The sequence below is a fragment of the Dyella sp. EPa41 genome, assembly GCF_016586165.1.
Lineage (GTDB): Bacteria > Pseudomonadota > Gammaproteobacteria > Xanthomonadales > Rhodanobacteraceae > Dyella.
The window spans coordinates 1-12,606 of the sequence record NZ_BCPR01000102.1 but is presented as its reverse complement, the minus strand read 5'-3'; the positions used below and the strand labels follow the sequence as shown (position 1 = coordinate 12,606).

General features: G+C 66.3%; 6 protein-coding genes. 3 read left to right on the top strand and 3 right to left on the bottom strand.

Annotated features, from left to right (window positions below; all coding sequences use genetic code 11):
* Positions 1 to 393: 393 nt before the first annotated feature.
* The 3 genes from JMF82_RS20350 to JMF82_RS20340 all read right to left on the bottom strand — a co-directional run bounded on the left by JMF82_RS20350 (position 394) and on the right by JMF82_RS20340 (position 5,448).
* The gene (locus JMF82_RS20350) at positions 394 to 1,719 is read right to left on the bottom strand and encodes a carbohydrate porin (RefSeq protein ID WP_201316352.1); all 1,326 of its coding nucleotides are present in this window, start codon (positions 1,717 to 1,719) and stop codon (positions 394 to 396) included.
* 290 nt (positions 1,720 to 2,009) lie between these two features.
* On the bottom strand, positions 2,010 to 3,860 hold the full coding sequence (gene typA / locus JMF82_RS20345; protein WP_201316351.1) for a translational GTPase TypA: 1,851 nt from the start codon (positions 3,858 to 3,860) through the stop codon (positions 2,010 to 2,012).
* A gap of 190 nt (positions 3,861 to 4,050) precedes the next feature.
* Positions 4,051 to 5,448 carry a GntP family permease gene (locus JMF82_RS20340; RefSeq protein WP_201316350.1) on the bottom strand — a complete coding sequence of 466 codons (1,398 nt, stop codon included), beginning with the start codon at positions 5,446 to 5,448 and terminating at the stop codon, positions 4,051 to 4,053.
* A 168-nt stretch (positions 5,449 to 5,616) separates the two neighbouring features.
* Here JMF82_RS20340 and JMF82_RS20335 point away from each other — a divergent pair, with 168 nt between their 5' ends.
* From JMF82_RS20335 to JMF82_RS20325, 3 genes are all read left to right on the top strand, one after another.
* Positions 5,617 to 7,845, top strand: coding sequence for a TonB-dependent receptor (locus JMF82_RS20335; protein ID WP_201316349.1), 2,229 nt, complete (start codon positions 5,617 to 5,619; stop codon positions 7,843 to 7,845).
* A 19-nt stretch (positions 7,846 to 7,864) separates the two neighbouring features.
* Positions 7,865 to 8,884: a PHB depolymerase family esterase gene (locus tag JMF82_RS20330; protein WP_201316348.1), complete on the top strand. Its 1,020-nt coding sequence runs from the start codon at positions 7,865 to 7,867 to the stop codon at positions 8,882 to 8,884.
* A gap of 181 nt (positions 8,885 to 9,065) precedes the next feature.
* Positions 9,066 to 12,368, top strand: a complete 3,303-nt coding sequence (locus tag JMF82_RS20325) for a PAS-domain containing protein (protein WP_201316347.1) — start codon at positions 9,066 to 9,068, stop codon at positions 12,366 to 12,368.
* Positions 12,369 to 12,606 lie beyond the last annotated feature (238 nt).

Here is a 12,606-nt window from a genome sequence, read left to right as displayed (position 1 = left end):
TACATTGAAGAGCGACGAAGCCTTCGTGCGAAGTGCCTTCTTGTTCTTGTGGGAGCGTACCCTGTGCGCGACGACCTCACGGAGCGGCGAATCTGGGACGCGCCGCGGTCGCGCACGGGATGCGCCGCCGCACATTGAGGGCAGCGAAGAGCCTTTCTGTAGGAGCGCACCCAGTGCGCGATAAGCCCACGAAGCGGTGCACCCGAGGCACCGCGGTCGCGCACAGGGTGCGCTCCCACATCGAACAATGGCGCCTCCGCATGAAGTACCTTGTTGTCCTAAAGCGCCTTTCTGTAGGAGCGCACCCCGTGCGCGACAGGCCTACGGAGCGATGCATCCGAGGCGCCGCGGTCGCGCACTGGGTGCGCTCCTACAAAATCGTTGCTGGTATCTCTAGATTTCCAGATGCGCCCGCAGCGCCACGAATCGTGCGGGGCCGCGGTCGCGGTTGTAGCCGGGGTGGCGGATGTATTGCACGTCGGGACTCAGCGTGAGGTGCTTGATGGGCGAGTAGCTGTAGTAGGCCTCGATGATTTCCTCGCGGCCGTAGTTGAGGCGGCCATCGCCGAGCACGAATCCGTCGCCGCCTAGCGCGAGATAGTCGCGATGCGCCGGTGACAGCCCATCGATCGCCAGTGCCACGGAGAAGTGATCGTCGGGCCTTGCCCAGTGCGAGCCGGAGAGCTGGAAACCGCCGCTCAGCGATCGATCCACTTCGGTGAACACGAACGATTCCGTGCGGCCATCGTTCCAACCCGCCCGCATGAAAAGGCCGGTGTCGCCGTGGTCGGCGAGGGGGAGCTCGCCATTCACGGTGAAGCCGTACTTGTGGCGACCCGGCGCGTCGTCGGCCAGGATGTCCGGCCGCTGTCCGGTGGCGAGTGCGATGGCGATGGCGTCGCGGTAGATGCCCATGCGCGCTTCGTTGCGGAAGGCGAGCAGTCGCAGCGCCCAACCGTCGGGCTGGGGTTGCAGGGTGAGCTCGACCTGTTGCCCGTTCGAATCGCCCAGCGACGACACGAGCTTCTGGCCGTTCGCTTCGTAAGGCATGCGATAGATGCCGTAGCGCAACGTCCACGTGGGGTTGACCCACGCGATCATCACGCCGTCGGTATAGCCACGCGTGTCGGCGGCGAAATCCCACGCGGTGTTGTTGAACAGCGACCAGTCCATGAACTGCGTGCGCGTGCCGTTGGCGTAGCGGTTCTTGTCGAAGTCGTCGCTCGCGGCCATCTTGCCGACTTTGAGGTCGACGCGGCGCGTGGCTTCCTTGCCCGGCAGCTGGTCCTGGCCGCGCTCGACGTCGTCGGCGTCCTCGCCCAGCGGCAGCGACCAGCGCAGGTAGCGGCGGGCGACATACGGCTTCTTGGGCAGGCCGGCCGTGCCGGAGCGGATCACGTCGCCATTGGTGAGGCCGCCCAGACCCGTGGCGCCCGAGACGCCTTCGCCCTTGAACAATTCCACGTCGAAGTAGAACTGCAGGTGCAGCGGCAGGTTCACGCCGAAGTAGGCGCCGAAGGTGTGCGAGCGCTCGGTGTCGCCCTGAGGGCGCAGGCTCAGGTCGCCCTGGTAGGGCGAATGCAGCGAGTACTGGTGCTGGTCGACAAAGGTGTACTGGGCGCCGAGCCATTGCGGGATGAAGAGCTTGTCTTCATCGGCGCGTGCCAGCAGTGGGGCTGTCATCAACCATGCAGCCAGGAGGAAACGTGCGTTCTTCATTGCTCATTCCGTGCAAGGGGCACGGCCATGAGCGGACCCGTCAGACAGGCATGCCACTCACGGCCGGGCCGTGATCTTCATTGTGACGCGCCGACGCCCGTTCATGCAGGACGTACGGACACGACTGGCAGGGTCGCTGTCCATGGTGGTTCGTTTCTGGGGCGCCCCGAAGCGTGGGGCGCGCGCATGGTGACTATGCACGGGAGGTGTGTCAACGCTTTTTCAGCGGTTTTTCCCAAGAAAAAGGCCACCTTGCGGTGGCCTTTCCTTGTGGCAGCCTTGGGAGGCGATCAGACCGCCGAGCGCGATGCCTTCTTGCGATCGTTCTCGGTGAGGTGCTTCTTGCGCATGCGGATTTCCTTCGGGGTGACTTCGACCAGCTCGTCGTCGTCGATGAAGTCCAGCGCCTGCTCCAGCGAGAACTTGGTCGCCGGGGTCAGCTGGATCGCATCATCCTTGCCCGAGGCGCGCATGTTGGTCAGCGGCTTGGGCTTGATGGCGTTGACGGTGAGGTCGTTGTCCTTGGCGTGGATGCCGATCAGCTGGCCTTCGTACACCGAGTCGCCTTCGGCGGCGAACAGCTTGCCGCGTTCCTGCAGGGGCCCGAGCGAGTAGGCCGGGGTGGTGCCGCCGGCGTTGGCGATCATCACGCCGTTGGGACGCTTGGCGATGGCCACCGGCGTGTACGGACCGTAGTGGTCGAACACGTGGAACAGCAGGCCCGAACCCTGGGTAAGGGTCTTGAACTGGTTCTGGAAGCCGATCAGGCCACGCGCCGGGATCAGGTATTCCAGGCGCACGCGGCCCTTGCCGTCGGACACCATGTTCTTCAGGTCACCCTTGCGGATGCCCAGGCGCTCCATCACGCCGCCCTGGTGCTGCTCTTCGATGTCGACCACCAGCTGCTCGATCGGCTCCATCTTCTGGCCGTCGATCTCCTTGATGATCACTTCCGGGCGCGACACGGCCAGCTCATAGCCTTCGCGGCGCATGTTCTCGATCAGCACCGACAGGTGCAGCTCGCCGCGGCCCGACACCAGGAACTTGTCGGCGTCGGAACCGTCTTCCACGCGCAGCGCCACGTTGTGCACCTTCTCGCGGTCCAGGCGCTCACGCAGCTGGCGGCTGGTGAGGAACTTGCCGCCCGAGAGGTCCTTGTTGCCGACGAACGGCGAGTTGTTGACCTGGAAGGTCATGCTGATCATCGGCTCGTCGACGCTCAGCGCCGGCAGCGCTTCGGGTACGTCCAGCGAGGTGACGGTGTCGGAGATGGTCAGCTCGGGGATGCCCGAAATGGCGACGATGTCGCCGGCTTCGGCGCTGTCCTGCTCGATGCGCTCAAGGCCGAGGAAGCCCAGTACCTGGCCGATCTTGCCCTGGCGCTTCTTGCCATGGCGATCGATCACGGCGACCGGCATGCCCTTCTTCAGGGTGCCGCGCTGGATGCGGCCGATGCCGATCACGCCCACGAAGTTGTTGTGGTCCAGCTGGCTGATGCGCATCTGGAAGGCGCCTTCCGGGTCGACGTCCGGCTTGGGCGCGTGCTTCATGATCGCTTCGTACAGCGGGGTCATGTCGCCTTCGCGGGCGTTTTCGTCCAGCGAGGCGTAACCGTTCAGCGCCGAGGCGTAGACGATCGGGAATTCCATCTGCTCGTCGGTGGCGCCGAGCTTCTCGAACAGGTCCCACACCTGCTCGACGACCCACTCCGGGCGGGCGCCCGGGCGATCGACCTTGTTGACGACGACGATGGGCTTGAAGCCCATGGCGAACGCCTTCTGGGTCACGAAGCGGGTCTGCGGCATCGGGCCGTCCATCGCGTCGACCAGGATCAGCACCGTGTCCACCATCGACAGCACGCGCTCCACCTCGCCGCCGAAGTCGGCGTGGCCTGGGGTGTCGACGATGTTGATGCGGTTCTTGGTGCCGGTCTTCTTGTCCGTCCAGGTGATGGCCGTGTTCTTGGCCAGGATCGTGATGCCACGCTCCTTTTCCTGGTCGTTGCTGTCCATCACGCGCTCGGCCAGCACGGTGCGCTCGTTGAGCGTGCCGGACTGCTTGAGCAGCTGATCGACGAGCGTGGTCTTGCCGTGGTCGACGTGGGCGACGATGGCGATATTGCGCAGATTTTCGATGGACATGAGATGGGCTCGGGCGGCCAGGGGCCGTCGCGTAGGTTTCTGAAGGGATAACTCCGGAATTATACGGGGTTATGTGACAGCTTGCTTGTGCCGCCTTAACAAACCCGTTCAGGCATGAAAAGCGGCCCGCCCAGGGGAGTCGGGTAGGCCGGAGGGGAAAGGCGCTGAAGGGCTGAGACGCAGGCCGGGCTCAGACGAGGCCGGTGAGGCTGTAGGCCAGGATCACCACGAAGACCGCCAGGGTCTTGATGAGCGTGATCGCGAAGATGTCCCGGTAGGACTGGCGGTGGGTCAGCCCGGTAACCGCCAGCAGGGTGATCACGGCGCCGTTGTGGGGCAGGGTATCCATGCCACCGGAGGCCATGGCCGCCACCCGGTGCAGCACTTCCAGGGGGATGCCGGCGGCCTGGGCGTTGTGGATGAAGGTGTCGGCCATGGCCGCCAGCGCGATGCTCATGCCGCCCGAAGCCGAGCCGGTAATGCCCGCCAGGGCGGTGACGGTCACGGCCTCGTTCACCAGCGGATGCGGAATGGCGTGCAATGCATGGGCGATCACCCGGAACCCCGGCAGGGCCGCGATCACCGCGCCGAAGCCGTATTCCGAGGCCGTGTTCATCGATGCCAGCAGCGCCCCAGCCACCGCGGCCTTGCTGCCTTCGGCAAAACGGCGTGCCACCGGGCGCCAGGCGAACGCGAGCACGCAGGCGATGCCAGCGAGCAGCGCGCCCTCGACGGCCCAGATCGCGGCGATCTTCGACACCTCCTGCACGACCGGCCGGGCGTCGCCGATCACCGCGGGCACGAAAGCATGGCTGGCGCCGTAGACGCGCACGATCGCATCGCCAAGCAGCTTGTTGAGCACCCCCACCAGCACCAGCGGCAACAGGGCGATGGCCGGATGTGCCAGCCGCTCGCCTTCATAGGCAACCGGCTCGTTGACGAGCTGCGTGCCGTAGCCTTCCCCCGCGGCGGCGGCCTTGCGGCGACGCGATTCCAGGTAGAGCAGGCCCACGACCAGGATGAACACCGCGCCCAACGTGCCGAGCCACGGCGCAGCCCAGGCGTTGGTGCCGAAGAATGACGTGGGGATGATGTTCTGGATCTGCGGGGTGCCGGGCAGCGAATCCATGGTGAAGGTGAAGGCACCCAGCGCGATGGTGCCGGGGATGAGCCGCTTGGGAATATCCGACTGGCGAAACAGCTCCGCCGCAAACGGATACACCGCGAACACCACCACGAACAACGACACGCCGCCATAGGTAAGCAGCGCGCACACGATCACGATGGAGAGCATCGCGCGACTGCGCCCGAACAGCCCGATGGTGGCGGCGACGATGGAGCGAGAGAAGCCTGCCAGCTCGATCACTTTGCCGAACAGCGCACCCAGCATGAAGACGGGGAAGTACAGTTTGAGGAAGCCGACCATCTTGTCCATGAAAAGGCCGGTGAACATCGGTGCGACCAGCGACGGATCCGTCAGCAGCACCGCGCCCAGCGCCGCCACCGGCGCGAACAGGATCACGCTGTAGCCGCGATAGGCGGTCAGCATGAGGAAGCAAAGCGCGGCCAGCACGATCAGAAATGCCATCGACCCATCCCCGGACGCCCGTCATGGGCATCGTCGTGCGGCGAGTATCCGGACGCCGTGCGGCGCGCGGCACTGTACGAAGGTACAAGTGTGGGCGTGAAGGCGCGTGCCTAAGCTCCGTGGCATTCGGCATTCCGGGCATCGGGATGCGTCAAAGCGAGGGGAGCTATGAAACGCACGCATCTGAGCATGGCGATTGGTCTGGCGGTGGGGCTTTGCAGTTCGTGGGTGGCGCTGGCCGACGAGGCCCCGCAAAGCAGCGCCGCACCGGCCACCGCGGCCAAGACGTCCGATGCCAAGCAGCTCGAAGGCATCAAGGTGACCGCCCGCAAGCGCGAGGAAACACTGCAGGACGTGCCCATCGCCGTCAGTGCGTTCACCGCGCAGACGCTGTTCAAGCAGAACGTGCAGAACCTCGCCGACCTGCAGGGCAAGGTGCCTTCGCTGCAGATCTACGCCGCGCGCGGCTCCAACACCACGCTCACCGCCTATATCCGCGGCGTCGGCCAGGCGGACCCGACCTGGGGCTTCGACCCGGGCGTGGGCATCTACCTCGATGACGTGTACATGGCGCGCCCGCAGGGCACCGTGCTCGACGTGTTCGACACCAACCGCATCGAAGTGCTGCGTGGACCGCAAGGCACGCTTTACGGCAAGAACACCATCGGCGGCGCCATCAAGTACGTCTCCAACCCGTTGCCCACGCAGACCACCGGCTCGGTGGAAGGCACCGTGGGCACGCACGGCGAGAAAGACGTGAAGGCGAGCGTCGGCGGCGCCACCGACGACGGCGTCTGGCGCGGCCGCGTTGCCTATGCCAGCAGCCACAACGACGGCTATGGCACCGACATCCTCACCGACAGCCGCAACGGCAACAAGAACAGCAACGCCGCGCGCGCGTCGCTGGGCTTCTTCCCGTCGTCCAGCTTCAATGCGCAACTCTCCTTCGACGGGCTGCGCGACAACTCCAATCCGCGCGGCGCCAAGATGCTGACGGTCAACAAGCTGGATCCGGCCTACCAGCCCCTGTCCAGCGACTACGACACGCGCAGCGGGATGCCGGCGGGCAACAGCACCACGCTGTGGGGCACCGCCTTGACGCTCAACTGGATCGTCAGCCAGGACTGGTCGTTGAAATCCATCTCGTCGTACCGCGGGTCGTCCACCGACACCAACATCGACTTCGACACGCTGCCCGAGAAGATCGCCGACGTGAATGCGGTCTACAAGGACCACCAGTTCACCCAGGAATTGCAGGCGAACTACGACAACGGCGGTTCGGTCCACGGCGTGTTCGGACTGTTCTATTTCGACGGCACCGCCAAGGGCTACATCCACAACATCTTCCTGGGCTCGCCGCCGTACTACCCGCGCCTCTCGCAGTACGGCGGCACGGGCGGCAATATCGGCACCAAGAGCTATGCCGGCTACGGCGACTTCACCTGGGACATCAACCCGCAGTGGAGCCTGGACGTGGGCCTGCGCTACACCAGCGAGAAGAAGTCGGCGGTCATCCAGAACTACGCCTATTCCAACGACACCTTCACCACGCCGATCGGCACGCTGGCCGACTTCAGCGGCTCGCACACCTCGCACAACCTGTCGCCCAAGGTGTCGCTCGACTACGCCGCGACCGATCAGATCAAGCTCTACGCCAGCTATGGCCAGGGCTTCCATTCCGGCGGCTACAACATCCGCGCCAACTGCGTGGCTATTCCGCAATCATGCCGCCCGATCGCCGACGAGAAGGTCACCTCGTATGAAATCGGCAGCAAGATGTCGTTCTTCGACGACTCGCTGATGTTGAACACCGCGTTGTTCCACAACATCTATTCGAACATCCAGCTGTCGGTGTTCACGTCCTATACCTTGCCCAACGGCACGCAGGGCTTCTTCGGCGACTTCACCAACGCCGGCAAGGGGCACATCGACGGCTGGGAGGAGGAGTTCGCGTGGACACCGGTGGAGAACTGGACCTTCAGCGGCAACTGGGCGTATCTGCACACCAAGTACACGCAGTTCATGAGCGCAGGCCAGAACATCGCCGACACGCAGCGCTTCACCAACGCGCCGAAGTGGTCGGGCGGGCTGAATCTGGAGCACACCATTCCGCTGGACAACGGCGGCAGCGTGAGCGGGCGCATCAACTACACCTACCAGACCAGCGTGTATCCCGAGACCACGTTGTCTCCGCTGATCATGCAGCCGGCGTACGGCCTGTGGAACGCCGGCGTGGTGTGGCAGATCAACCAGCCGTGGACGCTTAGCCTGCAAGGCACCAACCTGGCCAACAAGTCCTACCGCACCACGGGTTACAACATCGCCGCGCTGGGCATTGTCACCGGCTTCTACGGTGCGCCACGCATGGTGACGCTCACGGCCCGGTATACCTTCTGACTCGGCGAGGGAGATGCGCATGCAGCGTTTCATGGGCCTGATGGCCGCGGTACTGGGGCTGGCGGGCGTGGCCCACGCGGACGACGCGCCACGCCTGCCCGCATTGAAGCTTGATCCGGCACGAGTGGCCGTTGCGGGCCTGTCGTCGGGTGGCTACATGGCCACCCAGGTGCAGATGGCGTATCCGGAGTGGTTTCCATCGGCGGCCATCGTCGCCGGCGGTCCGTTCGGATGCGCCGCGGGCCGTCTCGACCTCGCGCTCAGTACCTGCATGAAGGGCGTCCCCGCGCCGGATGCGGCCGCCTTGGCCGCCAAGGCGAAGGAGCGTTCCGCCAAGGGTGACATCGGCGCACTCGAGGATCTTGCCCACGGCCGGGTCTACCTGCTGCACGGCAAGGACGACGCGCTGGTGTCGCCGGTGGTGGCGGAGGCGGGCGCGCGCTTCTACGAGGCGCTGCGCGATGGCGACCCCGCATTGAAGGGCCTGCAGGTCACGGATGACGGCGCGCGTGCCTTCGCGCACAACCTGCCGATCGCCGCGACGGGCGACGATTGCGGCAAGTCGGTGTCGCCGTACCTGGGGCATTGCGGGTTTGATGCGGCAGGCGAGATCTTTCGCCAGCTGTTCGGCAAGGCGCCGCGTACGGCGGGCGATGCGAAAGGCCAATTGCGCCGCTTCGACCAGTATGCCTACCGCCTCGATGGAGTGGACGCCTTCCTCGCACCGACGGGTTATGTCTACCTGCCGCCGGATTGCCTGGCCGGCAAGCGCTGCGGCCTGTTGGTCGCGTTCCACGGCTGCAAGCAGAACGCGGACGCCGTGGGCGAGGCTTTCGTGAAGGACGCGGGGTTCAATCGGTGGGCGGACGCTTATGACGTGGCCGTCCTGTATCCTCAAACGCGCGCGAGCACCGCGCCCATGAATCCGCAGGCATGCTGGGACTGGTGGGGATATTCGGGGGACAACTACGACAGCCGCCAGGGCGTGCAGTTGCGCTGGCTGATCGGCGCTGCCCGGGCGATGGGACTGCACCACTGACTCCCGCTCCCCTTCGGGGAGAGGGTTGGGGTGAGCGGTGGGTGCTCGCGATGGGGAGTGGATATGCGGCCTGCGCGCTTCTTTTCCTTCGCTTTGATCGCCGCATGGACGAAGAGGTGAGGCGGGCCTGGCCCCTCACCCCAGCCCTTTCCCCGCGGGGGAGCGGGCGTGAACGGCTGCCATGCTGACCGCCGGCACCATCACCCTCGCCGCGCTGGTCTGGCTTGGCCTGTTGTTCGGCGTCGCCGTGATCGGCGAGAAGCGGCCGCACCTGTTCGAGCGCCGCTGGGCGGTGATCTACGCGTTGTCATTGGCGATCCACTGCACGTCGTGGACGTTCTACGGCACCGTCACGCAGGCCAGCCGTTCGGGGTGGTGGCTGCCGCCGACGTTCGTGGGTGCGATCCTGATGTACCTGTTCGCCATCGCCGTGCTGCGCCGTCTGGTGCAGCTGGCGCGCGATTACAACGCGGGCTCGCTGGCCGACCTCATCGCGGTACGCCTCGGGCGCCACGCGGGCTTGGCGGCGCTGGTCACCGTGGTCGTGCTGATCGGCATCGTGCCGTACATCGCCCTGCAGCTGAAGGCGGTGGCGATGAGCTACGGCATGCTGAGCCGTGGCCAGTTGTCGGAAGCCGATCCCTGGCAGGACAGCGCGCTCTACGTCGCGCTGCTGATGGCGCTGTTCGCCATGCTGTTCGGCACGCGGCGCGCATCGGTGATGGCGCACAACCGCGGGCTGGTGCTCGCGATGGCGTTCGAGTCGCTGTTCAAGCTGGGCGCGATGCTTGCGCTGGGTACCCTGGTGCTGTCGCCGGCCAGTCGCGCATGGATCGCCAGCGCGCCCACGCAGCACGACAGCACGGGTTTTCCTGCATTGATCCTGCTGGGCGCGCTGGCGATGTTCACGCTGCCGCACCAGTTCCATGCCGGCGTGGTCGAGTGTCGCGACAGCACGCACCTTCGCACGGCGCGATGGTTGTTTCCGCTGTACATGCTGCTGATCTCGCTGCCACTGCTGCCGCTGGCGCGGCTGGGCGATGCATGGCTTGGCCCGGGAGGCGTGCCCTCTGATCTCTACGTGCTGGCGCTGCCACTCGCCCGCGGCCAGCACGGGCTGGCACTGGTGGCCTTTCTCGGTGGACTCAGCGCGGCCACCAGCATGGTGGTGGTGGCGACGCTCGCCTTGAGCCTGATGATCGTCAACCATTTCATCGCGCCGCTGCGGGTGCGCGCGGGTTGGGGACGCGGCGATCGTGGCGACCTGCGCGGCGAGGTGATCAACCAGCGCCGCGTGGCGATCCTCGCGGTGATCCTGCTGGCTTGGGGTTACAGCCGCGTGCTCGCGCGCAACGACGCACTGGCCGATATCGGCGCGATTTCATTCTCCGCGCTGGCGGGGCTCGCTCCGGCGCTGCTGATCGCCGTCTATCGGCCGCAGCTCGGCGCGCGAGCCGTCGCAGCCGGCCTGGCCGTGGGTACGCTGGTCTGGCTGTACGTGTTGCTGCCGACCATGCAATCGCATGGACCGGCCTGGTGGCACGAAGGGCCCATGGGGCTGGCCTGGCTCGGGCCGGACGGCCTGTTGGGGCTCGATGACTGGAGTCGCCTCGGCCGCGCCGTGGTGTTGAGCCTGGTCGCCAATGTCGCCGTCGTGCTGGCCGTGTCCAGCTCACGCTTCGGTCGCGCGATGCGTTCGGTGAGCGTGGGCGACATCGGCCTGCCCGAACTGCGTGCATTGGCGACGCGCTTCCTGCCGCCGGAGCGCGTCGCCCACCTGTTCAACGACGCGGCGCCTCATGGCGTCGCCGGCGGTACCCGCATTGCGTCGGTGGAACACGAGCTGGCCGCGGTGATCGGCGCATCGTCCGCGCGGTTGTTGCTGGAAGTGGTGCGCCAGCAGCGTCGCGACGAGATCGATACCGTGGCCGCGATCGTCGGCGAGGCCGCGCAGGATCTCCGCTTCAACCAGCGTGTGCTCGAAGCGGCCCTGGAAAACATGAGCCAGGGCATCTGCGTGGTGGATGCCGAGCTTCGGCTGGTCGCATGGAACCGGCGCTACGCCAGCCTGTTCGGTTATCCCGCCGAATTGCTCCACGTAGGGCGCCCCGTGGCCGACCTCACGCGCTACAACGTCGATCGCGGCATGATCGGCCCCGGCGAGTCGGAGTCGCGCGTGCAGCGCCGGCTCACGCACATGCGGGCCGGCACGCGCCATCTGTCGGAACGACGTTTCCCCGATGGCACCATCGTGGAAATCCGCGGCAACCCGATGCCCGGCGGCGGCTTTGTCGCCACCTTTACCGACGTCACCGCATTTCGGCAGGCCGAGGACGCGCTGAAGCGAGCGAACGAAACGCTGGAACTGCGCGTCGCCGAACGCACGCAGGCGCTTGCCGCCGCTACCGCGGACGCCCAGCGCGCCAACGAGGCGAAAAGCCGTTTTCTCGCCGCGGTCAGCCATGACCTGATGCAGCCGCTGCATGCCGCGCAATTGTTCGCGCATACGCTGGGCGAACGCGGCAACGATACGAACACGGCACGACACCTGCACGGCGCGCTTACCGCCACCGAAGGCCTGCTGGCGGGGCTGCTCGACATGGCGCGGCTGGAAGCGGGGCGCTTGCAGCCGCAGCCGCGCGACTTCGCATTGGCGGATGTGTTCGATCCGCTGGCGGCGGAATTCCAGGCGCTGGCGCGCGACCGGGGCATCCGCTTCGGCGTCGTGGGAAGCCGGCAATGGGTACACTCCGATCCGCAACTGCTGCGTCGCGTGCTGCAGAATTTCCTGTCGAACGCGTTGCGCTATGCCGAGCAAGGGCGGGTGCTGCTTGGCGTGCGCGTGCAAGGCGAAACCCTGCGGCTGCAGGTATGGGACAACGGCCCCGGCATCGATCCGGCCGAACAGCAGGCGATCTTCGAGGAGTTCCGTCGCGGCAGCGCGGCGGGTGGGCAAGGCCTCGGGCTGGGATTGTCGATCGCGCAACGCATGGCGGCCTTGCTGGGCCATCCGCTGGCCCTGCGCTCGTGGAGCGGTCATGGCAGCGTATTCGAACTCGCGGTGCCCCGGGCTCGTCCTTTGGCGCACGAGAGAGCGGCGCCGATCGAGCCGCAGCCATTGCCCGCCGGTCGCGCACTGGTGCTGGACAACGAGCCCGCCGCGCTTTCCGCATTGAGCGTGCTGCTGTCGGGGTGGGGCTGGCAGGTGCATGCGGCGCGCACGATGGAACAGGCGCGATCGGTGCCCTGGCGGCCCGATGTGCACATCTTCGACTATCACCTCGACGCGGGACGCACGGGCCTCGACGTGCTGCATGAACTCGGCGAGAGCGCGCTGGGCGTACCCACCGTGATCCTCACGGCCGATCGTGACGGCGAACTGCGGCAGCGCCTGCTCGATCGCGGCATCGGCGTGCTGTACAAGCCGCTGAAGCCGCTGGCGCTGCGACAGGTATTGCAGCGCGCAGCGTCGGGGCGGCGATAGCGTTTGCGCGAACGCTGTCGTGTAGGAGCCCACCCTGTGGGCGACCGCGGAGTTGTGGCGTCACCGCTCCGTAGGCTTAACGCGCACTGGCTGCGCTCCTACAGAGGCCGGTGAAGGGGAAGGGCGCGCTTTGTTGTAGGAGCCCACCCTGTGGGCGACCGCGGAGTTGCGGCGTCACTGCTCCGTAGGCTTATCGCGCACTGGGTGCGCTCCTACAGAGGCCAGTGAAGGGGAAGGG